The 22112-nt window shown below is 54.6% G+C and carries 15 protein-coding genes, 4 tRNA genes, 3 rRNA genes and 1 riboswitch; of the genes, 18 read left to right on the top strand and 4 right to left on the bottom strand.

Annotated elements, in window-relative coordinates; translation table 11 throughout:
* Positions 1-212 precede the first annotated feature (212 nt).
* On the top strand, positions 213-1130 hold the full coding sequence (gene oxyR / locus EH164_RS21745; protein ID WP_124970916.1) for a DNA-binding transcriptional regulator OxyR: 918 nt from the start codon (positions 213-215) through the stop codon (positions 1128-1130).
* Here oxyR and sthA read toward each other — a convergent pair.
* On the bottom strand, positions 1113-2513 hold the full coding sequence (gene sthA, locus EH164_RS21740; RefSeq protein ID WP_023479370.1) for a Si-specific NAD(P)(+) transhydrogenase: 1401 nt from the start codon (positions 2511-2513) through the stop codon (positions 1113-1115). The genes oxyR and sthA overlap by 18 nt on opposite strands.
* A 196-nt stretch (positions 2514-2709) precedes the next feature.
* Between sthA and fabR the strand changes: the two genes are divergently transcribed.
* Positions 2710-3354 (top strand): HTH-type transcriptional repressor FabR, encoded by a 645-nt coding sequence (gene fabR / locus EH164_RS21735; RefSeq protein WP_034812619.1) that lies wholly within the window; start codon positions 2710-2712, stop codon positions 3352-3354.
* Positions 3355-3357: 3 nt separating this feature from the next.
* Positions 3358-3729 carry a YijD family membrane protein gene (locus tag EH164_RS21730; protein WP_023479341.1) on the top strand — a complete coding sequence of 124 codons (372 nt, stop codon included), beginning with the start codon at positions 3358-3360 and terminating at the stop codon, positions 3727-3729.
* Positions 3730-3770: 41 nt separating this feature from the next.
* Here EH164_RS21730 and trmA read toward each other — a convergent pair whose 3' ends face one another.
* Positions 3771-4871 (bottom strand): tRNA (uridine(54)-C5)-methyltransferase TrmA, encoded by a 1101-nt coding sequence (gene trmA, locus EH164_RS21725; protein ID WP_124970913.1) that lies wholly within the window; start codon positions 4869-4871, stop codon positions 3771-3773.
* Between the two features lie 116 nt (positions 4872-4987).
* A riboswitch (cobalamin riboswitch) is annotated at positions 4988-5158 on the top strand.
* 65 nt (positions 5159-5223) lie between these two features.
* Between trmA and btuB the strand changes: the two genes are divergently transcribed.
* The 9 genes from btuB to EH164_RS21680 all read left to right on the top strand — a co-directional run bounded on the left by btuB (position 5224) and on the right by EH164_RS21680 (position 13708).
* The gene (gene btuB, locus EH164_RS21720) at positions 5224-7062 is read left to right on the top strand and encodes a TonB-dependent vitamin B12 receptor BtuB (RefSeq protein ID WP_124970910.1); all 1839 of its coding nucleotides are present in this window, start codon (positions 5224-5226) and stop codon (positions 7060-7062) included.
* Positions 7007-7858 carry a glutamate racemase gene (gene murI, locus EH164_RS21715; RefSeq protein WP_023479359.1) on the top strand — a complete coding sequence of 284 codons (852 nt, stop codon included), beginning with the start codon at positions 7007-7009 and terminating at the stop codon, positions 7856-7858. Before btuB ends, murI begins: the two co-directional genes overlap by 56 nt.
* Before the next feature lie 355 nt (positions 7859-8213).
* Positions 8214-9755, top strand: a 16S ribosomal RNA gene (locus EH164_RS21710).
* 73 nt (positions 9756-9828) lie between these two features.
* Positions 9829-9905: transfer RNA gene (locus EH164_RS21705), tRNA-Ile, on the top strand.
* Positions 9906-10012: 107 nt separating this feature from the next.
* Positions 10013-10088: transfer RNA gene (locus tag EH164_RS21700), tRNA-Ala, on the top strand.
* Positions 10089-10266: 178 nt separating this feature from the next.
* Positions 10267-13173: ribosomal RNA gene (locus EH164_RS21695) — 23S ribosomal RNA — on the top strand.
* Positions 13174-13376: 203 nt separating this feature from the next.
* Positions 13377-13492, top strand: a 5S ribosomal RNA gene (rrf, locus tag EH164_RS21690).
* The 16S, 23S and 5S rRNA genes sit together here with 4 tRNA genes alongside, the layout of an rRNA operon.
* 55 nt (positions 13493-13547) lie before the next feature.
* Positions 13548-13624 (top strand) — tRNA-Asp (locus EH164_RS21685).
* Between the two features lie 8 nt (positions 13625-13632).
* Positions 13633-13708, top strand: a tRNA-Trp gene (locus tag EH164_RS21680).
* Positions 13709-13831: 123 nt separating this feature from the next.
* On the opposite strand, the gene hdfR is transcribed toward EH164_RS21680, so the two are convergent.
* A complete protein-coding gene (gene hdfR / locus EH164_RS21675) occupies positions 13832-14653 on the bottom strand; it encodes an HTH-type transcriptional regulator HdfR (protein ID WP_124970907.1) in 822 nt (273 codons plus the stop codon).
* Between the two features lie 118 nt (positions 14654-14771).
* On the opposite strand from hdfR, the gene EH164_RS21670 reads away from it, so the two are divergent.
* Positions 14772-15110 carry a DUF413 domain-containing protein gene (locus EH164_RS21670; protein ID WP_023479578.1) on the top strand — a complete coding sequence of 113 codons (339 nt, stop codon included), beginning with the start codon at positions 14772-14774 and terminating at the stop codon, positions 15108-15110.
* Between the two features lie 26 nt (positions 15111-15136).
* Here EH164_RS21670 and EH164_RS21665 read toward each other — a convergent pair whose 3' ends face one another.
* Positions 15137-16657, bottom strand: coding sequence for a YifB family Mg chelatase-like AAA ATPase (locus EH164_RS21665; protein ID WP_124970904.1), 1521 nt, complete (start codon positions 16655-16657; stop codon positions 15137-15139).
* A gap of 319 nt (positions 16658-16976) precedes the next feature.
* On the opposite strand from EH164_RS21665, the gene ilvL reads away from it, so the two are divergent.
* From ilvL to ilvD, 5 genes are all read left to right on the top strand, one after another.
* A complete protein-coding gene (gene ilvL / locus EH164_RS21660; protein ID WP_032229281.1) occupies positions 16977-17075 on the top strand; it encodes an ilv operon leader peptide in 99 nt (32 codons plus the stop codon).
* Between the two features lie 138 nt (positions 17076-17213).
* Positions 17214-18860 (top strand): acetolactate synthase 2 catalytic subunit, encoded by a 1647-nt coding sequence (gene ilvG / locus EH164_RS21655; RefSeq protein WP_124970900.1) that lies wholly within the window; start codon positions 17214-17216, stop codon positions 18858-18860.
* Positions 18857-19126 carry an acetolactate synthase 2 small subunit gene (gene ilvM / locus EH164_RS21650; protein WP_023479554.1) on the top strand — a complete coding sequence of 90 codons (270 nt, stop codon included), beginning with the start codon at positions 18857-18859 and terminating at the stop codon, positions 19124-19126. Before ilvG ends, ilvM begins: the two co-directional genes overlap by 4 nt.
* A 17-nt stretch (positions 19127-19143) precedes the next feature.
* Entirely contained in the window at positions 19144-20073 is a 930-nt protein-coding gene (locus EH164_RS21645; RefSeq protein WP_076770438.1) for a branched-chain amino acid transaminase, read from the top strand.
* A gap of 186 nt (positions 20074-20259) precedes the next feature.
* The gene (gene ilvD / locus EH164_RS21640) at positions 20260-22110 is read left to right on the top strand and encodes a dihydroxy-acid dehydratase (protein WP_023479566.1); all 1851 of its coding nucleotides are present in this window, start codon (positions 20260-20262) and stop codon (positions 22108-22110) included.
* Positions 22111-22112 lie beyond the last annotated feature (2 nt).

Genomic DNA, 22112 nt, shown 5'->3' with positions numbered 1-22112 from the left:
GCAAAAAAAAAGCGGACACGGGGTCCGCAAAACGTTCACGTTGGCTTTAGTTGTACAGAGAGAAACGGTAGTGAAAAGGGTGACTGGTTAGGGTAGAACACAGTACCGCTACGTTTCCTGGAGCCAATTATTGTACAGAAGGCTTGATAGGGATAATCGTTCGTTGCTATGCTATCTATCGCCATGAACTATCGTGGCGACGGAGGATGAAGATGAATATTCGTGATCTTGAATACCTGGTGGCGTTAGCGGAACACCGCCATTTTCGCCGTGCAGCCGACTCGTGCCACGTCAGCCAGCCTACGCTGAGCGGGCAGATCCGCAAACTGGAAGATGAACTGGGCGTGATGCTGCTTGAGCGCACCAGCCGCAAAGTTCTCTTTACCCAGGCTGGATTGCTGCTGGTGGACCAGGCGCGCACGGTACTGCGCGAGGTCAAGGTGCTGAAAGAGATGGCAAGCCAGCAGGGTGAAGCCATGTCCGGCCCGCTGCATATCGGGCTGATCCCGACCGTAGGCCCCTATCTGCTGCCGCATATTATTCCGCTGCTGCATCAAACCTTCCCGAAACTTGAGATGTATCTGCACGAAGCGCAGACGCAGCAACTGCTGGCGCAGCTTGATAGCGGTAAGCTCGACTGCGCGATCCTCGCGCTGGTCAAAGAGAGCGAAGCCTTTATTGAAGTGCCGCTGTTTGACGAGCCGATGATGCTGGCTATTTACGAAGATCACGCCTGGGCGAACCGTGAATGCGTGCCAATGGCCGATCTGGCGGGTGAAAAGCTGCTGATGCTGGAAGATGGGCACTGCCTGCGCGATCAGGCGATGGGCTTCTGCTTTGAAGCGGGCGCGGATGAGGATACCCATTTCCGCGCAACCAGCCTGGAAACGCTGCGCAATATGGTCGCGGCCGGGAGCGGCATCACGCTGCTGCCTGCGCTTGCCGTACCGCGCGAGCGTAAACGTGATGGCGTGGTCTACTTACCGTGCATTAAGCCGGAGCCGAAGCGTACCGTTGGGCTGGTTTATCGTCCAGGCTCGCCGCTGCGCAGCCGCTATGAGCAGCTGGCAGAGGCCATCCGCGGCGCGATGGATGGCCATTTCGACAATGGCTTAAAACAGGCGGTTTAGGCCGTTCAGTGCCGCTACCCGATAGGCTTCCGCCATGGTTGGGTAGTTGAAGGTGGTGTTAACGAAGTACTCAATGGTGTTACCGCCACCTTTCTGCTCCATAATCGCCTGGCCGATATGAATAATCTCGGCCGCGCGCTCGCCAAAGCAGTGGATCCCCAAAATCTCTTTCGTTTCGCGGTGAAAGAGGATCTTCAGCGTGCCAATGTTCATGCCGACGATTTGCGCACGCGCAAGGTGTTTAAACTGCGCACGGCCCACTTCATAAGGCACTTTCATGGCGGTGAGCTGCTGTTCGGTTTTCCCGACGGAGCTGATCTCCGGAATGGTGTAGATCCCGGTCGGGATATCCTCAATCAGATGCGCGGTGGCTTCACCTTTGATCATCGCCTGCGCGGCGATACGCCCCTGATCGTAAGCCGCTGATGCCAGGCTCGGATAACCAATCACATCGCCCACGGCATAGATATGCGGCAGCGCGGTCTGGTACATGCTGTTGACCTTCAGCTGACCACGGCTATCCGCTTCCAGCCCAATATTGGCAAGCTGCAGGCTGTCGGTATTCCCGGTGCGGCCGTTCGCGTAGAGCAGGCAGTCCGCTTTCAGCTTCTTACCCGATTTCAGATGCATGATGACGCCATCATCTAATGGCTCAATGCGCTCATACTCTTCGTTGTGGCGAATCACCACGCCGCTGTTCCAGAAGTGGTAGGAGAGGGAGTCCGACATCTCCTGATCGAGAAATGCCAGCAGACGATCGCGGGTGTTGATCAGGTCGACCTTCACATTCATACCGCGGAAGATCGATGCATATTCACAGCCGATAACCCCTGCGCCATAGATAATCACGTGGCGAGGTTCGTGGTGCATATCGAGAATCGAGTCGCTGTCGTAGACGCGCGGGTGCGCGAAGTCGACATCATCCGGGTGATAAGGGCGCGAGCCGCAGGCGATGACAAACTTCTCCGCCGTCAGGGTTTCAACGGTGCCATCGTGGCACTCCAGCCCCAGCGTGTGGTCATCAATAAAGTGCGCGTTGCCTTCCAGAATGTCGCAGTGGTTACGCTCGTAGAAACCCTGACGCATACGCGTTTGCTGGTTAATCACGCTTTCGGCATGGTTCAGGATATCGGAGAAAGAGGAGCGAAGAAGGCGGGTATGGTCGCTGTAGAGCGGGTTTTGGTTAAATTCGATAATACGGCTGACTGCGTGACGGAGCGCTTTCGAGGGGATGGTGCCCCAGTGCGTACAGCCGCCGCCGACATTGTGGTAGCGCTCAATAACCGCTACCCGGGCTCCCTGTTTAACGAGGCCCATGGCTGCGCCTTCGCCGCCGGGACCGGAGCCTATCACTATTGCATCGTAATCGTAGGAATGTGGCATGGTAAGGCTTACCTGTTCTTATACATAAAAGCAACATAATACTAACATTAACCACGGGATAACCCAATTATCACTGTGCTTTTTTCCGCTGAAAAAGAAGAATCTGCGCGTAAACAATCCGTCACAATCCAGTACAATCGGTTTGGATTTATTCTCTGGTATAGTGCCAGCGGGCCCCTGGAAGGATTCAAACATCGTGATGGGTGTAAGAGCGCAACAAAAAGAGAGAACGCGGCGGTCACTGGTTGAAGCCGCATTCAGCCAACTGAGCGCTGAGCGAAGTTTTACCAGCCTGAGCCTGCGGGAAGTGGCTCGTGAAGCGGGCATCGCGCCAACGTCATTTTACCGGCACTTCCGCGACGTTGATGAACTCGGCCTGACGATGGTCGATGAGAGCGGCCTGATGCTGCGCCAGCTGATGCGCCAGGCACGTCAGCGAATTGCCAAAGGCGGCAGCGTGATCCGCACGTCGGTCTCCACTTTTATGGAATTTATTGGCAATAACCCGAACGCCTTCCGGCTACTTTTACGTGAACGCTCCGGAACGTCAGCCGCGTTTCGTGCAGCGGTTGCGCGCGAGATCCAGCACTTTATTGCGGAACTTGCCGATTACCTCGAACTCGAAAACCACATGCCGCGCGCCTTTACGGAAGCGCAGGCTGAAGCGATGGTCACCATCGTCTTTAACGCCGGTGCGGAAGCGCTGGACGTGAGCGCTGAGCAGCGCAAACAGCTGGAAGAGCGGCTGGTTTTACAGCTGCGTATGATTTCAAAGGGCGCATATTACTGGTATCGCCGCGAACAGGAAAAAATGGCGCAACAACCGACGAGTGAAGGATGAATGATGAAACAGTCAGGTCAAGAGAAAGGTACGCTGCTGCTGGCGCTGATCGCCGGTTTATCGATTAACGGCACGTTTACCGCCGTGTTTAGCTCCCTCGTACCCTTTTCGCTCTTTCCGATTATCTCGCTGGTGCTGACGATCTACTGTCTGCATCAGCGCTACCAGAATCGCACCATGCCGGTAGGTTTACCGGGTCTTTCAGCGGCCTGCTTTATTCTCGGTGTGCTGCTTTATAGCGCCGTGGTGCGCGCGGAGTATCCGGATATGGGCTCCAACTTCCTGCCCGCGTTGCTGGCGGTGATTCTGGTGTTCTGGATTGGCTTTCGCCTGCGCAACCGCAGCCGTCAGTACGAAGCTTCCGATTCCGAGTAAGCGGTAAGCCGGAGGGCGTTTTATCACCTCCGGCATCGCGATTACTTGCGCGTCAGCAGGACGCCGCACTCCATATGGTGCGTGTAGGGGAACTGGTCAAACAGCGCCAGGCGTGAAACCGTATGCGTCTGGCTTAATGTTTCCAGGTTTTTGCACAACGTTTCCGGGTTGCAGGAGATGTAAAGGATGCGCGGGTAGGCCTGCACCATCTTCTCTGTTTCCGCATCCAGCCCGCTGCGCGGTGGGTCGACGAAAATCGTTTCGCACTGGTAGCTCTGCAAATCAATGCCCTGTAAGCGGTTAAAAGCGCGTACGCCGTTCATCGCCTGGGTAAACTCCTCCGCCGACATGCGGATAATCTGCACATTATCAATCTGGTTCGCCGCGATGTTGTATTGCGCCGCCGCAACCGAAGGTTTGGCAATTTCTGTTGCCAGCACGCGCTCGAAATTACGCGCCAGCGCCAGCGAGAAGTTGCCGTTACCGCAGTAAAGCTCCAGCAGATCGCCTTTCGACCCACGCGTGACATCCAGCGCCCACTCCAGCATCTGAATATTCATCGCCGCATTCGGCTGGGTGAAGCTGTTCTCTACCTGGCGGTAGATCATCTCCTGGCCGCCAACCGGCAGACGCTCATCGACGAAATCCTGGTCCAGCTCGATTTTGGTTTTGGTGGCGCGGCCAATAATCTGCACATTCAGGTTCTGCGCGCGTAACGCATCGCGCAGGCGCGTGGCCTCTTCCTGCCACTCGGCATCCAGCTTCTTGTGATAGAGCAGCGTGACGATCGCCTGGTTGCTCAGGGTGCTCAGATAATCAATCTGGAAGAGTTTATGGCGCAGGGTTTTGTTGTCGCGCACCGCCTCGATCATCACCGACATTAATTGGTTAATCAGCTCGCTTGCCGCCGGGAAGCTGTCGACGCGGATACGCGATTTGGTCTGCTGATCGAAAATGATGTGGTAGAGATCGTCCCCATCATGCCAGATACGAAACTCGGCGCGCATGCGGTAATGGCTGACGGGTGAGCGGAACACCTCCGGAAGCGGCGCGGAAAAGGGCGTCATCAACGATTGCAGACGTACGACTTTTTCGGCCAGCTGGGCTTCGTACTGTTCTGTCGGCAGGTGTTCTGGGGTCATGATGCTTCCTGAGAGATTATGAATAACGCGGGGATTGTAGGGATTGCTCACGGGATGTCCAGCCCGCAGCGCAACGAAATAGTCTCGTGGCAGTCTGGACATCTATATGTAACGGAATGTAGCATCCTTTTTCCGGTCCTGTGAGTTAAAAGGGAACCCAGTGCAAATCTGGGGCTGACGCGCAGCGGTAAGGATAAAGGTGAGAGGCCAGACACTGCCTGCGGGTGGGAAGTCGCCTGTCGTAGTACCTCCGAGCCCGAAGACCTGCCGGCATACGTCGCATCTGGTTGTCATCATCGCGAGCTATTGATGGAACCTGCGGCATCCTTCTTATTATGTGGATGCTTACATAATGATAAAAAAAGCTTCGCTGCTGACGGCGCTCTCCGTCACGGCGTTTTCCGGCTGGGCGCAGGATAGCGGTCAGGATCAGTTAGTGGTGACAGCAAACCGTTTTCAACAACCGCTTAAAACCGTGTTGGCGCCGACGGAAATTGTTACGCGTGAAGATATTGATCGCTGGCAGTCGCGTTCATTGATAGAGGTTCTACGCCGCCTTCCGGGCATTGATGTCTCGCAAAGCGGCGGTCTCGGGCAGCTCTCTTCTGTCTATGTGCGGGGTACAGAAGCCAAACATCTTCTGCTGATGATTGACGGTGTACCGGTTGGCCGTTCGGGTATCAGCAACAGTCCCGAACTCAACCAGATCCCGCTCTCGCTGGTGCAGCGTGTGGAGTACATCCGCGGGCCGCGCTCGACGGTGTATGGCTCCGGCGCGATTGGCGGCGTGGTAAACATCATTACCCTGACGGGCGATCAGAAATCACAAATTAACGCTGGCATCGGTTCGAAGGGGTATCAAACCTACGACGGTACAGTGCGCCAGCGTTTTGGCGACACGGTGGTGACCGGTGCGGCCTCCTATACCGGCACGCGCGGGTTTAACGTGCAGCCCGGTTCAAGCTGGGATCATGACGAAGATCGCGACGGCTACCGGAACAAAACCTTCTGGGGCAGCGTGCAGCATACGTTTAACGACAATTTTGACGGCTTCTTCCGCGGGTATGATTTCAGCAATAACGTGGACTATGACCTCGGCAGCCCGCCATTTTCGCCGGAGTACAGCGCCGATGAGCGTCAGCTCTATGCCCAGGGCTGGGATACCGGGCTCAACTTCAGCCAGGGGATCTACTCTTCTCAGCTGCTGGCGAGCTATCAAAAAAGCAAAGACTACAACTACAGCAGCATCTATGGTCGATACCATACGGGCACGACGCTGGATGAGCTGGAGCAGCGTTATATCCAGTGGGCAAATAACGTTGATATCGGTAAAGGCTCGGTTGGCGCAGGCGTGGACTGGAAGCAGGAGCGCCTGGTGTCGTCCAACGAGACCAGCCGCGATGCCTACGATCGCGATAACACTGGGCTCTATCTGACGGGGATGAAGCAGTTAGGCGATGTGACGCTTGAGGCGTCCGGTCGCGAAGATAAAGATGATACGTTTGGCTGGCACGGCACCTGGCAGACGGCGGCAGGGTGGGAGTTTGTACCGGACTATCGCCTGACGCTTTCTTACGGCACCGGTTTCCTTGCGCCGTCGCTGGGCCAGCAGTTCGGCGCGAAGCGGTTTGGCATTGCATCGAATCCCAATCTGAAGCCGGAAGAGTCGAAACAGTGGGAAGCGGGCATTGAAGGGCTTACCGGTCCGCTGGACTGGCGTCTCTCGGCGTACCGCTATGAGATAGATAATCTCATTGATTACAGCAACCAGGCTTATATCAATGTTAAGTCAGCCACTATTAAGGGTGTTGAGTGGACCGGCGATATTGATACGGGCATTTTCACCCACCGTGTCACCCTGCAATATATTGACCCGCGTGATGATGAAACCCACGACGTGTTGCAGCGCAGGGCGCAGCGCCAGGCGAAGTACCAGCTTGACTGGTCTGTATATGATGTCGATTTGGATCTGGCCTGGGAGTATTTCAGTAAGCGTCACGATTATACAACGGGGGAGAAACGTATTCTGCCAAGTTATAGCACCGTCGATTTTTCTGCCTCATATCCTGTAACCTCTCACCTGACAGTTCGTGGTAAAATCGCCAACCTGTTCGATAAAGAGTACGAGACAGCATATGGTTACCAAACTGCAGGACGGGAATACACCTTGTCTGGCAGCTACACCTTCTGACGCGCGGCCCACCGTGCTGGTGTTTGACTCCGGTGTCGGTGGGCTTTCCGTGTATGACGAGATCCGGCAGCTCCTGCCGGACTTGCACTATATCTACACCTTCGACAACGTCGCGTTTCCCTATGGGGAGAAGAGCGAGGAGTTTATCGTTGAACGTGTTGTCGAGATTGTTTCCGCCGTTCAGGCACGTTATCCCCTCTCTCTGGCCATTATTGCCTGTAACTCGGCAAGTACCGTTTCGCTGCCCGCGCTACGTGAGAAGTTCACCTTCCCGGTAGTGGGCGTGGTGCCGGCGATCAAACCTGCGGCGCGGTTAACGGCAAACGGCATCGTGGGCCTGCTGGCGACGCGCGGGACGGTGAAGCGTCCTTATACGCATGAGTTGATCGCGCGCTTTGCCAATGAGTGCCGAATCGAAATGCTGGGTTCCGCTGAGCTGGTGGAACTGGCCGAGGGCAAGCTGCACGGCGAACCTGTGCCGCTTGAGGAGTTGCGCCGTATTCTGCGCCCGTGGCTGCGTATGAAGGAGCCGCCGGATACCGTGGTGCTGGGTTGTACCCATTTTCCGCTATTACAAGAAGAGCTGTTGCAGGTGCTGCCGGAAGGGACGCGGCTGATTGATTCCGGTTCGGCTATTGCGCGGCGTACCGCCTGGCTGCTGGAGCATGAAGCGCCGGAGGCTAAATCGTCTGACAGTAATATTGCCTATTGCATGGCTTTAACGCCGGAAACTGCGCAATTACTGCCCGTTTTGCAGCGCTATGGCTTCGAAAGGCTCGAAAAACTGGCTGTTTAACGCCGTTTTGAGCAAAAAAGAGACGGTTGAAAACTTTTTTGAAATTAGGGGTTGTCAGCGGGAATTAACTCCCTATAATGCGCCTCCACTGACACGGCACAACGGCAAACACACCGGCCTGTCAGGTGAAGAATTCTGAAAATAATCAGTTGACTTCACAGCGGGAAAGCGTAATATGCACACCCCGCGCCGCTGCGAAAAGCGAAGCGGCACTGCTCTTTAACAATTTATCAGACAATCTGTGTGGGCACTCAGGTGACATGGATTCTTAATGTCTTCGGACACTAAATGAATACCAAGTCTCACGGGTGAACACGTAATTCATTACGGTTTAATTCGATGAGCATCAAACTTTAAATTGAAGAGTTTGATCATGGCTCAGATTGAACGCTGGCGGCAGGCCTAACACATGCAAGTCGAACGGTAACAGGAAGCAGCTTGCTGCTTCGCTGACGAGTGGCGGACGGGTGAGTAATGTCTGGGAAACTGCCTGATGGAGGGGGATAACTACTGGAAACGGTAGCTAATACCGCATAACGTCGCAAGACCAAAGAGGGGGACCTTCGGGCCTCTTGCCATCAGATGTGCCCAGATGGGATTAGCTAGTAGGTGGGGTAACGGCTCACCTAGGCGACGATCCCTAGCTGGTCTGAGAGGATGACCAGCCACACTGGAACTGAGACACGGTCCAGACTCCTACGGGAGGCAGCAGTGGGGAATATTGCACAATGGGCGCAAGCCTGATGCAGCCATGCCGCGTGTATGAAGAAGGCCTTCGGGTTGTAAAGTACTTTCAGCGGGGAGGAAGGCGATGCGGTTAATAACCGCGTCGATTGACGTTACCCGCAGAAGAAGCACCGGCTAACTCCGTGCCAGCAGCCGCGGTAATACGGAGGGTGCAAGCGTTAATCGGAATTACTGGGCGTAAAGCGCACGCAGGCGGTCTGTCAAGTCGGATGTGAAATCCCCGGGCTCAACCTGGGAACTGCATCCGAAACTGGCAGGCTTGAGTCTCGTAGAGGGGGGTAGAATTCCAGGTGTAGCGGTGAAATGCGTAGAGATCTGGAGGAATACCGGTGGCGAAGGCGGCCCCCTGGACGAAGACTGACGCTCAGGTGCGAAAGCGTGGGGAGCAAACAGGATTAGATACCCTGGTAGTCCACGCCGTAAACGATGTCGACTTGGAGGTTGTGCCCTTGAGGCGTGGCTTCCGGAGCTAACGCGTTAAGTCGACCGCCTGGGGAGTACGGCCGCAAGGTTAAAACTCAAATGAATTGACGGGGGCCCGCACAAGCGGTGGAGCATGTGGTTTAATTCGATGCAACGCGAAGAACCTTACCTGGTCTTGACATCCACAGAACTTTCCAGAGATGGATTGGTGCCTTCGGGAACTGTGAGACAGGTGCTGCATGGCTGTCGTCAGCTCGTGTTGTGAAATGTTGGGTTAAGTCCCGCAACGAGCGCAACCCTTATCCTTTGTTGCCAGCGGTTAGGCCGGGAACTCAAAGGAGACTGCCAGTGATAAACTGGAGGAAGGTGGGGATGACGTCAAGTCATCATGGCCCTTACGACCAGGGCTACACACGTGCTACAATGGCGCATACAAAGAGAAGCAATCTCGCGAGAGCTAGCGGACCTCATAAAGTGCGTCGTAGTCCGGATTGGAGTCTGCAACTCGACTCCATGAAGTCGGAATCGCTAGTAATCGTGAATCAGAATGTCACGGTGAATACGTTCCCGGGCCTTGTACACACCGCCCGTCACACCATGGGAGTGGGTTGCAAAAGAAGTAGGTAGCTTAACCTTCGGGAGGGCGCTTACCACTTTGTGATTCATGACTGGGGTGAAGTCGTAACAAGGTAACCGTAGGGGAACCTGCGGTTGGATCACCTCCTTACCTTAAAGAACCAATCCCTGCAGTGTCCACACAGATTGTCTGATGAAAAATAACGAGCAGTGAAAATCTCTGCAGGCTTGTAGCTCAGGTGGTTAGAGCGCACCCCTGATAAGGGTGAGGTCGGTGGTTCAAGTCCACTCAGGCCTACCAAATTTGCTCCCGTGCTTTGTTGTGCTGAAGCTCACATACATTACGTATGCTTCGCTCCATCACGCCGCGCCCGGAAACGAATTCAAGGTACAGAATTTAACTACGATGGGGCTATAGCTCAGCTGGGAGAGCGCCTGCTTTGCACGCAGGAGGTCTGCGGTTCGATCCCGCATAGCTCCACCATCCTCACTGTTCGTCACAAGAAAACTTCAGAGTACACATTCTGTGTGTGCTGCGAAGTTTTGCTCTTTAAAAATCTGGATCAAGCTGAAAATTGAAACACAGAACAATGCGAATTGTTCCGTAAGTCTCTCAAATTTTCGCAACTGATGATGTTTTACGAAACATCTTCGGGTTGTGAGGTTAAGCGACTAAGCGTACACGGTGGATGCCCTGGCAGTCAGAGGCGATGAAGGACGTGCTAATCTGCGAAAAGCGCCGGTAAGGTGATATGAACCGTTACAGCCGGCGATGTCCGAATGGGGAAACCCAGTGCAATCCGTTGCACTATCGTTAACTGAATACATAGGTTAACGAGGCGAACCGGGGGAACTGAAACATCTAAGTACCCCGAGGAAAAGAAATCAACCGAGATTCCCCCAGTAGCGGCGAGCGAACGGGGAACAGCCCAGAGCCTGAATCAGCCTGAGTGTTAGTGGAAGCGTCTGGAAAGTCGCGCGATACAGGGTGACAGCCCCGTACACAAAAACACACAGGTTGTGAGCTCGATGAGTAGGGCGGGACACGTGGTATCCTGTCTGAATATGGGGGGACCATCCTCCAAGGCTAAATACTCCTGACTGACCGATAGTGAACCAGTACCGTGAGGGAAAGGCGAAAAGAACCCCGGCGAGGGGAGTGAAACAGAACCTGAAACCGTGTACGTACAAGCAGTGGGAGCCTCTTTTATGGGGTGACTGCGTACCTTTTGTATAATGGGTCAGCGACTTATATTCTGTAGCAAGGTTAACCGTATAGGGGAGCCGCAGGGAAACCGAGTCTTAACTGGGCGTTAAGTTGCAGGGTATAGACCCGAAACCCGGTGATCTAGCCATGGGCAGGTTGAAGGTTGGGTAACACTAACTGGAGGACCGAACCGACTAATGTTGAAAAATTAGCGGATGACCTGTGGCTGGGGGTGAAAGGCCAATCAAACCGGGAGATAGCTGGTTCTCCCCGAAAGCTATTTAGGTAGCGCCTCGTGAATTCATCTCCGGGGGTAGAGCACTGTTTCGGCTAGGGGGCCATCCCGGCTTACCAACCCGATGCAAACTACGAATACCGGAGAATGTTATCACGGGAGACACACGGCGGGTGCTAACGTCCGTCGTGAAGAGGGAAACAACCCAGACCGCCAGCTAAGGTCCCAAAGTCATGGTTAAGTGGGAAACGATGTGGGAAGGCCCAGACAGCCAGGATGTTGGCTTAGAAGCAGCCATCATTTAAAGAAAGCGTAATAGCTCACTGGTCGAGTCGGCCTGCGCGGAAGATGTAACGGGGCTAAACCATGCACCGAAGCTGCGGCAGCGACACTATGTGTTGTTGGGTAGGGGAGCGTTCTGTAAGCCGTTGAAGGTGTGCTGTGAGGCATGCTGGAGGTATCAGAAGTGCGAATGCTGACATAAGTAACGATAAAGCGGGTGAAAAGCCCGCTCGCCGGAAGACCAAGGGTTCCTGTCCAACGTTAATCGGGGCAGGGTGAGTCGACCCCTAAGGCGAGGCCGAAAGGCGTAGTCGATGGGAAACAGGTTAATATTCCTGTACTTGGTGTTACTGCGAAGGGGGGACGGAGAAGGCTATGTCGGCCGGGCGACGGTTGTCCCGGTTTAAGCGTGTAGGTGTGTGTTCCAGGTAAATCCGGTTCACTTTAACACTGAGGCGTGATGACGAGGCACTACGGTGCTGAAGTGACAAATGCCCTGCTTCCAGGAAAAGCCTCTAAGCATCAGGTAACACGAAATCGTACCCCAAACCGACACAGGTGGTCAGGTAGAGAATACCAAGGCGCTTGAGAGAACTCGGGTGAAGGAACTAGGCAAAATGGTGCCGTAACTTCGGGAGAAGGCACGCTGGTGCGTAGGTGAAGCGACTTGCTCGCGGAGCTGAAACCAGTCGAAGATACCAGCTGGCTGCAACTGTTTATTAAAAACACAGCACTGTGCAAACACGAAAGTGGACGTATACGGTGTGACGCCTGCCCGGTGCCGGAAGGTTAATTGATGGGGTCAACCGCAAGGTGAAGCTCTTGATCGAAGCCCCGGTAAACGGCGGCCGTAACTATAACGGTCCTAAGGTAGCGAAATTCCTTGTCGGGTAAGTTCCGACCTGCACGAATGGCGTAATGATGGCCAGGCTGTCTCCACCCGAGACTCAGTGAAATTGAACTCGCTGTGAAGATGCAGTGTACCCGCGGCAAGACGGAAAGACCCCGTGAACCTTTACTATAGCTTGACACTGAACATTGAGCCTTGATGTGTAGGATAGGTGGGAGGCTTTGAAGCGTGGACGCCAGTCTGCGTGGAGCCAACCTTGAAATACCACCCTTTAATGTTTGATGTTCTAACGTGGACCCGTAATCCGGGTTGCGGACAGTGTCTGGTGGGTAGTTTGACTGGGGCGGTCTCCTCCTAAAGCGTAACGGAGGAGCACGAAGGTCAGCTAATCCTGGTCGGACATCAGGAGGTTAGTGCAATGGCATAAGCTGGCTTGACTGCGAGCGTGACGGCGCGAGCAGGTGCGAAAGCAGGTCATAGTGATCCGGTGGTTCTGAATGGAAGGGCCATCGCTCAACGGATAAAAGGTACTCCGGGGATAACAGGCTGATACCGCCCAAGAGTTCATATCGACGGCGGTGTTTGGCACCTCGATGTCGGCTCATCACATCCTGGGGCTGAAGTAGGTCCCAAGGGTATGGCTGTTCGCCATTTAAAGTGGTACGCGAGCTGGGTTTAGAACGTCGTGAGACAGTTCGGTCCCTATCTGCCGTGGGCGCTGGAGAATTGAGGGGGGCTGCTCCTAGTACGAGAGGACCGGAGTGGACGCATCACTGGTGTTCGGGTTGTCATGCCAATGGCACTGCCCGGTAGCTAAATGCGGAAGAGATAAGTGCTGAAAGCATCTAAGCACGAAACTTGCCCCGAGATGAGTTCTCCCTGAGACTTTAAGTCTCCTGAAGGAACGTTGAAGACGACGACGTTGATAGGCCGGGTGTGTAAGCGCAGCGATGCGTTGAGCTAACCGGTACTAATGAACCGTGAGGCTTAACCTTACAACGCCGAAGATGTTTTGGCGGATGAGAGACAGATTTTCAGCTGATACAGATTAAATGTTAAGTCCGAAGGATTTTGCGCAGCAGCAAGGCGGCAACTGAGACGAGACGACAGGAGCATACTGAAGTATGTGACTGTTGCGAGCGAAGGCAGCCAACGCAGGAGCGGCGTAAAAGACACAGGACGGAGCACAAAGAATTTGCCTGGCGGCACTAGCGCGGTGGTCCCACCTGACCCCATGCCGAACTCAGAAGTGAAACGCCGTAGCGCCGATGGTAGTGTGGGGTCTCCCCATGCGAGAGTAGGGAACTGCCAGGCATCAAATTAAGCAGTAAACCGGGGCAACAAACCGGTGGTTGTAGAAAAATTCGGTGGAGCGGTAGTTCAGTCGGTTAGAATACCTGCCTGTCACGCAGGGGGTCGCGGGTTCGAGTCCCGTCCGTTCCGCCACCCTAATTAGGGGCGTAGTTCAATTGGTAGAGCACCGGTCTCCAAAACCGGGTGTTGGGGGTTCGAGTCCCTCCGCCCCTGCCAGAAATAATCCTTAGCATCTGCTAAGGATTTTTTTTTGCCTTTTTTCAGGCAACTCCCCTCTTGCGCCAGTACCTTTCTGATACTTCAAAAGATCTGAAGAGCGTCCTTGCCCTCCAGAACGCCCTATTCGATAACGTTAACCTTCAAAAGATCCTTTATCTGGCTCTGTTTATCACTGTTTTGCAGCCAGATCGCATATAACGGGCGCGAGAGTGTCTCTGTATCGACAACACGATATAGGCTCTCTTTCGGCTCAGCCCATGAAACGGGCAACCAGGTACAACCATTTAGTTTTGGTAATTGTTGATGCGCCACTTCTGCTGAACTGGTCGTTAACGTCGGCACGTCATCACTGGCGATCAGTCCCGACTCATGTTGCTGGAAGTCCGGCCCCCACTCCAGGCGTAAGTAGTTGAGATCGTTTTTCTTCTTCTCTGGCTCGGCGCTATAAAGAGCAAGCGTGAAATGGCCTAATAACTGGCTGCTGAACTCATCCATCTTTGGCGTCTCGGTTGTTATCAGCAGATCGAGTTGCCTCTCATGTAACTGTTTTACCAGTGATTGTCGTTGCGCAATGCGCGCTTCAAACTGAAGGTTATCTTGCAAATGGTAAAGCCGGGAGAGCCAGTCACTCAGCATACATTCCCAAAGCGATGCGCTGGCACCAATTGAAAACTGATGATGCCGCGACGTATGTGCTACCTCTTTGCGGGCAGCTTGCCAGGTACTCATAAGCGTTTCTGCATAGGGCAGCAGCTTCTCACCGGCCGCGGTCAGGCGGATATTATTACGATGGCGGGTGAAGAGATTAACCCCCAATTGGTTCTCCAGCTGGCGGATACGAAAGCTCACCGCGGACTGCGTGAGATAAAGTGCTTCCGCTGCGCGCCCGAAGTGACGAGTCCTGCTCACTTCGAGGAAAGTTTTTAACAATTCCGTATCCACTGTTTTCTCCGCAAAATTTTTTGTCGTAATGATTTAAATGTTTTGTTTTACACTCTGTCAAGCGTAACTAATACTCCGCGCCATAAATAGCTCGGCCAAAGAATTAGGAGCGTGCAGGATGGCGGAAAGCTTTACGACGACTAATCGTTTTTTCGACAATAAAAATTATCCTCGCGGGTTCTCCCGTCACGGTGATTTCACCATCAAAGAGGCGCAACTGCTTGAACGTCATGGTTATGCTTTTAACGAGCTGGAACTCGGCAAGCGTGAACCGGTGACTGAAGAAGAGAACCAGTTTGTTGCCGTTTGCCGTGGTGAGCGTGAACCCAACACGGAAGCTGAACGTGTATGGATCAAGTATATGGCACGCATCAAACGTCCGAAGCGTTTCCATACTCTCTCAGGTGGAAAACCGCAGATGGAAGGCGCGGAAGATTACACTGAATCCGAGGATTAAGAAGAAAGGGGCTCCGGCCCCTTTTTTTATGCCAACATATTTTGTAGATGAATGAGTAGCCTGTCGATTGCCCGGTAACTTAGCGCTTCCTGCAAATGTTCCCGACGAATGGTTTCCTGTTGTTCAAGATCCGCGATGGTTCTGGCTACTTTAAGCAACCGCTGCCAGGCGCGTACAGATAAACCCAGCCGTGTCAGCGTCTCTTCCAGCCATTTCCCATCTTCTTTCGTCAGCGCACAGAAGCGCCTGGTTTCACTGCTCTCCAGTTGCGCGTTGAGCTTTTGCTGGCGCTGATGCTGTTGTGCCTGCGCTTCAACCACTCGTGCACGCACAGCGTCGCTGCCTTCACCCCCTTGTTGTGGTTCACTCATCAAACCGCGTGCGGGCAACGGTATCTCCAGGGAGAGATCGAAGCGGTCGAGAAAAGGGCCGGATAACTTTCCCAGATAACGTAACGTTTGCTCGGGCGAACAGCGATTATGTTTGCCCTGATAATGGCCGGTTGGGCTTGGATTCATAGCTGCGATCAATTGAAAGCGGGCGGGGAAAGTGACTTTTGCCCGTGTACGCGAAATATGGATCTGCCCGGATTCAATTGGTTCACGTAATGCATCGAGAACACGGCGTTCAAATTCGGGGAGCTCATCAAGAAAAAGCACGCCGTTATGCGCCAGAGAGATCTCGCCTGGTGCAGGAATGGAGCCTCCTCCAACCATGGCGGTTAATGAGGCGCTGTGATGCGGCGATCGAAACGGCCTGCGCTTCCAGTGGCGGGTCAAGCTTGCGCTATTGATTAAGCTCATCACCGCCGCGCTCTCTAATGCTTCGGTATTAGAGAGCGGAGGAAGTAAGCCGCTCATTCGGCTGGCCAGCATGGTTTTCCCCGTACCCGGCGGGCCAATCAGAAGCAAGTTATGCCCTCCGGCCGCTGTAATTTCCAGTGCACGCTTCCCTTGCTCCTGACCAATAATGTCCCGCAAATCCTCTCTGTGCTCATCTTCCAGCGCAGCCAGGGGGGTAGGGTTCAACAACCTCTGTTTACCTTCCAGAAACGCACACACCTCCAGAAGATGATTCGCCACCAGACACGCCTGCGTCTCCGCCAGGCTCGCTTCCGCTTCGTTCTCTTTCGCAATAACAATTCGCCTGTTAGCCTTCACGGCTTCCATAACGCACGAGATAGCGCCGGGAACGCCGCGTAACGCGCCCGTAAGCGCTAACTCACCGACGAATTCGTAATGGTCGAGTGACGCCGCGTTCACCTGCTCAGAGGCCGCCAGGAGCGCGATAGCGATAGGTAAGTCATATCGCCCACCCTCTTTAGGCAGATCTGCGGGCGCCAGGTTAATGGTGATCCGCTTTGCGGGGAAATCATAACCACTATTGATGACGGCACTGCGTACGCGATCGCGGGCCTCCTTAACCGTCGTTTCGGGCAGCCCGACAATGGTTAATCCTGGCAGCCCATTGCTGATATGGACTTCGACGGTGACAAGCGGAGCGGCGACACCTAACACCGCTCTTGTATAAATTACTGACAACGCCATAGACCCTCCTTGTCGATAGCATTATCTCGCTGCCTCCTGCTTTTTTCATCGAGCAGATATTGTTATTACGCGTTTGTTTCCAACATATCGCTGCAATTTCGTATATGTTTCGCCACGCTGGAAGGGAGTTCACAACTTGCCAGCCAGCCGATAAAGCGTGAAATATTTTCACCTCATATTTTTGCTATATAAAACAAACGCTTTTTAGTTAATCCCCTTACCTTTCAAATGAGGCGTCATAATTTTTTCTTGTGCCACATCGCAAATCTGTGTTACCTCTTTAGGCATTCCTTCGAACATGAAGCAAGAACGAACAACTATGACAGCCCTTCTACGAGTGATTAGCCTTATCGTGATTAGCGTGGTGGTGATTATTATCCCACCGTGCGGGGCTGCACTTGGACGAGGAAAGGCTTAGAAATCAAGCCTTAACGAACTAAGACCCCCGCACCGAAAGGTCCGGGGGTTTTTTTATCACCAAAAAACGCAAATCAGGAACAGAAATGAATATCAGCATAAAATTCTGTTTCTCACGATATTCGACGGGGATGTAGCTATGAATGGAGCACAATGGGTGGTACATGCGTTGCGAGCGCAGCAGGTCGATACGGTTTTCGGCTATCCTGGCGGTGCAATCATGCCGGTTTACGATGCGCTATATGACGGCGGCGTGGAACACCTATTGTGTCGGCATGAGCAGGGCGCGGCGATGGCGGCTATCGGGTATGCTCGCGCAACGGGTAAAACCGGCGTCTGCATCGCCACTTCCGGCCCGGGTGCGACGAACTTAATCACCGGTCTTGCGGATGCCCTGCTTGATTCCGTTCCGGTGGTGGCGATCACCGGGCAGGTTGCTGCTCCGCTGATTGGCACTGACGCTTTTCAGGAAGTGGATGTGCTGGGCATGTCTCTCTCCTGTACCAAACACAGCTTCCTGGTTGACTCCCTTGATTCTCTGCCGCGCGTGATGGCGGAAGCGTTTCATATCGCCAATTCTGGTCGCCCCGGCCCGGTGTTAGTTGATATCCCGAAAGATATTCAGCTGGCCGTTGGTAACTGGGAGCCGGACTTCGTTACTGAGCAGGAGGAGGTCGCATTTCCTCAGGCTGAGGTTTCTCAGGCCACAGCGATGCTCGCCCAGGCGAAAAAACCGATGCTCTACGTTGGCGGTGGTGTGGGGATGGCGCAAGCGGTACCTGCCCTGCGTGAATTCCTGACAGAGACGCAAATGCCGGTTGCCTGCACGTTGAAAGGCTTAGGCGCGGTAGCATCTGACTACCCCTATTACCTTGGTATGCTGGGCATGCACGGCACGAAAGCGGCTAACTTTGCCGTACAGGAGTGTGATTTGCTGATTGCCGTTGGCGCACGTTTTGATGATCGTGTAACCGGCAAACTGAACACCTTCGCGCCTCATGCTCGCGTTATCCATATGGATATCGACCCGGCAGAGATGAGCAAGCTGCGCCAGGCGCACGTTGCATTACAGGGCGATTTAAATGCGCTGCTGCCTGCGCTGCAACAGCAGCTTGCGATCGATGAGTGGCGTCAACACTGTGCCGATCTGCGCCACGAACATGCCTGGCGCTACGATCACCCCGGCGAAGCGATCTATGCTCCGCTGCTGTTAAAGCAGCTCTCCGATCGCAAACCGGAAAACAGCGTCGTGACGACGGATGTTGGCCAGCATCAGATGTGGGCTGCCCAGCATCTGAGCTTTACCCGCCCAGAAAACTTCATCACCTCCAGCGGCTTAGGCACCATGGGCTTTGGCCTGCCCGCCGCTGTTGGTGCGCAGGTTGCGCGTCCGGACGATACGGTAATCTGTATCTCCGGTGACGGCTCCTTCATGATGAATGTGCAGGAGTTGGGCACCGTAAAACGCAAGCAGTTACCGCTGAAGATCGTTTTACTCGATAACCAGCGATTAGGGATGGTTCGCCAATGGCAGCAGTTGTTCTTCAATGAGCGTTACAGTGAAACCACCCTGACCGATAACCCCGATTTTCTCATGCTGGCCAACGCCTTCGGCATCCCAGGCCAACACATTACCCGTAAAGACCAGGTTGAAGCGGCACTCGACGCAATGCTCTCAAGCGATGGGCCCTATCTGCTTCATGTCTCGATCGACGAGCTCGAGAATGTCTGGCCGCTGGTGCCGCCCGGTGCCAGTAACTCACAAATGCTGGAGAAATTATCATGATGCACCATGACGTCGCTGTTGAAGCCCGCTTTAATCCGGAAACATTAGAACGCGTGCTGCGCGTAGTGCGCCATCGTGGCTTTCAGGTATGTGCAATGAACATGGAAACGGCCTGCGATGCGCGCAACATAAATATTGAATTGACCGTTGCCAGCCCGCGGCCTGTCGAATTACTGTTTAGCCAGTTGAGCAAACTTGTCGACGTTGCCAGGGTCGATATCCGGCAGCGCGCTACATCATCATCATCACAACAGATCCGCGCGTAAGCGCAAAAGGAAGAATAATGACGACGAAAAAAGCAGACTACATTTGGTCCAATGGCGAGATGGTACGTTGGGAAGACGCGAAAGTTCACGTAATGTCTCACGCATTGCACTACGGTACGTCTGTATTTGAAGGTATCCGCTGCTATGACTCGCACAAAGGGCCAGTTGTTTTCCGCCATCGTGAGCATATGCAACGTCTGCGCGACTCCGCCAAAATCTACCGCTTCCCGGTCTCCCAGAGCGTCGACGAGCTGATGGAAGCCTGCCGCGCGGTGATCCGTAAAAACAACCTGACCAGCGCCTATATCCGTCCGCTGGTGTTTGTCGGTGATGTCGGCATGGGCGTTAACCCGCCGGCAGACTACACCACCGATGTCATCATCGCCGCCTTCCCGTGGGGAGCCTATCTGGGCGCAGAAGCGCTGGATCAGGGCATCGATGCGATGGTCTCCTCCTGGAATCGCGTCGCGCCGAACACCATTCCAACGGCTGCGAAAGCGGGCGGTAACTATCTTTCCTCCCTGCTGGTCGGTAGCGAAGCGCGCCGCCACGGTTATCAGGAGGGGATCGCGCTGGACGTTCACGGTTATATCTCTGAAGGCGCAGGCGAAAACCTCTTCGAAGTGAAAGATGGCATCCTGTTTACGCCGCCGTTCACCTCCTCCGCGCTGCCGGGCATTACTCGCGACGCTATCATCAAGCTGGCAAAAGATCTCGGTATCGAAGTGCGCGAGCAGGTGCTGTCTCGTGAATCCCTCTACCTGGCCGACGAAGTCTTTATGTCCGGCACCGCGGCTGAGATCACGCCGGTGCGCAGCGTCGATGGTATTCAGGTTGGCGAAGGTCGCTGTGGCCCGGTCACCAAACGTATTCAGCAAGCATTCTTTGGCCTCTTCACCGGTGAAACGGAAGATAAGTGGGGCTGGTTGGATCAAGTTAATCCATAAATACCCGTCATACTTCAGGTTGTCGGTGTGTTGGCGACACGCGTTCGGCCCAGTCACTTACTTATGTAAGCTCCTGGGAATTCGCTCGCTTGTCGCTTTCCTGCAACCCGAATTATTTAGGGTAGAGCAAATAAATATGGGATGGCACGCACCATCCCATCGACAAGACAGACGGGAGTAAAGAGCATGCCTAAGTACCGTTCCGCCACCACCACTCATGGGCGCAATATGGCGGGTGCCCGCGCGCTGTGGCGCGCTACCGGAATGACCGATGACGATTTCGGTAAGCCGATCATTGCCGTCGTCAACTCGTTTACCCAGTTCGTGCCAGGCCACGTACATCTGCGCGATCTCGGTAAGCTGGTTGCGGAGCAGATCGAAGCCGCAGGCGGCGTGGCGAAAGAGTTTAATACCATCGCCGTGGATGACGGCATCGCCATGGGTCACGGCGGCATGCTTTACTCTCTGCCTTCGCGCGAGCTTATCGCCGACTCCGTTGAATATATGGTGAATGCCCACTGCGCCGACGCGATGGTGTGCATCTCCAACTGCGACAAAATCACCCCGGGGATGTTGATGGCTTCCCTGCGCCTGAACGTTCCGGTCATTTTTGTCTCCGGCGGCCCGATGGAAGCCGGGAAAACCAAACTCTCCGACCAGATCATCAAGCTCGATCTGGTGGACGCAATGATTCAGGGCGCGGACCCGAAAGTCTCCGACGATCAGAGCGAGCAGGTTGAGCGCTCCGCCTGCCCGACCTGCGGCTCCTGCTCAGGCATGTTTACCGCCAACTCGATGAACTGTCTGACCGAAGCGCTCGGCCTGTCACAGCCGGGTAACGGTTCGTTGCTGGCCACCCACGCCGATCGCAAAGAGCTCTTTATCAACGCTGGTAAACGCATTGTTGAGCTGACCAAACGTTACTACGAGCAGGACGATGAAACCGCGCTGCCGCGCGCTATCGCCAGCAAAGCAGCCTTTGAAAACGCCATGACGCTGGATATCGCCATGGGCGGCTCCACCAATACCGTGCTGCACCTGCTGGCAGCAGCGCAGGAAGCGGAAATTGATTTCACCATGAGTGATATCGACCGTCTCTCCCGCCATGTGCCGCAGCTGTGCAAAGTGGCACCGAGCACGCAGAAATACCACATGGAAGATGTTCACCGCGCGGGCGGGGTGCTGGGCATTCTGGGCGAGCTGGATCGCGCCGGGCTGCTCAATCGCGAGGTGAAAAACGTGCTCGGCCTGACGCTGCCGCAGACGCTGGAAAAATATGATGTGATGCTGACCGAGGACGAGGCGGTGAAAACCATGTTCCGCGCGGGTCCGGCAGGCATTCGCACCACCCAGGCGTTCTCACAGAATTGCCGCTGGGATACGCTGGATGACGATCGCGCCGAAGGGTGTATCCGCTCCCTTGAGCACGCTTACAGCCAGGAGGGTGGTCTGGCGGTGCTGTACGGCAACTTCGCGGAGAACGGCTGTATCGTTAAGACCGCGGGCGTTGATGACAGCAACCTGACCTTTACCGGCCCGGCGAAAGTGTATGAAAGCCAGGATGCGGCGGTTGAAGCGATCCTCGGCGGGAAAGTGGTCGCGGGCGATGTGGTGGTTATTCGTTATGAAGGGCCGAAAGGCGGGCCGGGCATGCAAGAGATGCTCTATCCGACCAGCTTCCTGAAATCAATGGGTCTCGGCAAAGCGTGCGCGCTGATCACCGACGGTCGTTTCTCTGGCGGTACCTCTGGCCTCTCTATTGGCCACGTTTCACCGGAAGCTGCCAGCGGCGGCAATATCGGTTTGATTGAAGATGGCGACATCATCGCAATTGATATCCCGAACCGTGGGATCCAGCTGCAGTTGAGCGACCGCGATCTGGCGGCCCGCCGCGAAGCGCAGGAAGCCCGTGGCGATAAAGCCTGGACCCCGGTCAACCGTGAGCGCCAGGTCTCCTTTGCGCTGCGCGCTTACGCGACTCTCGCTACCAGTGCGGATAAAGGCGCAGTACGCGACAAATCCAAACTGGGAGGTTAATG

The sequence above is a fragment of the Kosakonia sp. CCTCC M2018092 genome (assembly GCF_003864115.1).
Classification (GTDB): domain Bacteria; phylum Pseudomonadota; class Gammaproteobacteria; order Enterobacterales; family Enterobacteriaceae; genus Kosakonia; species Kosakonia cowanii.
Note: the sequence above shows the minus strand (reverse complement) of the source record. Positions and strands in the feature narration are given on the sequence as shown.

Bases quoted from the DNA above. Each gene is read 5' to 3' on its own strand.
- oxyR (WP_124970916.1), top strand. From the start codon at position 213: ATGAATATTCGTGATCTTGAATACCTGGTGGCGTTAGCGGAACACCGC.
- sthA (WP_023479370.1), bottom strand. From the start codon at position 2,513: ATGCCACATTCCTACGATTACGATGCAATAGTGATAGGCTCCGGTCCC.
- EH164_RS21730 (WP_023479341.1), top strand. From the start codon at position 3,358: ATGAAACAGTCAGGTCAAGAGAAAGGTACGCTGCTGCTGGCGCTGATC.
- trmA (WP_124970913.1), bottom strand. From the start codon at position 4,871: ATGACCCCAGAACACCTGCCGACAGAACAGTACGAAGCCCAGCTGGCC.
- btuB (WP_124970910.1), top strand. From the start codon at position 5,224: ATGATAAAAAAAGCTTCGCTGCTGACGGCGCTCTCCGTCACGGCGTTT.
- murI (WP_023479359.1), top strand. From the start codon at position 7,007: ATGGTTACCAAACTGCAGGACGGGAATACACCTTGTCTGGCAGCTACA.
- EH164_RS21670 (WP_023479578.1), top strand. From the start codon at position 14,772: ATGGCGGAAAGCTTTACGACGACTAATCGTTTTTTCGACAATAAAAAT.
- EH164_RS21665 (WP_124970904.1), bottom strand. From the start codon at position 16,657: ATGGCGTTGTCAGTAATTTATACAAGAGCGGTGTTAGGTGTCGCCGCT.
- ilvL (WP_032229281.1), top strand. From the start codon at position 16,977: ATGACAGCCCTTCTACGAGTGATTAGCCTTATCGTGATTAGCGTGGTG.
- ilvG (WP_124970900.1), top strand. From the start codon at position 17,214: ATGAATGGAGCACAATGGGTGGTACATGCGTTGCGAGCGCAGCAGGTC.
- ilvM (WP_023479554.1), top strand. From the start codon at position 18,857: ATGATGCACCATGACGTCGCTGTTGAAGCCCGCTTTAATCCGGAAACA.
- EH164_RS21645 (WP_076770438.1), top strand. From the start codon at position 19,144: ATGACGACGAAAAAAGCAGACTACATTTGGTCCAATGGCGAGATGGTA.
- ilvD (WP_023479566.1), top strand. From the start codon at position 20,260: ATGCCTAAGTACCGTTCCGCCACCACCACTCATGGGCGCAATATGGCG.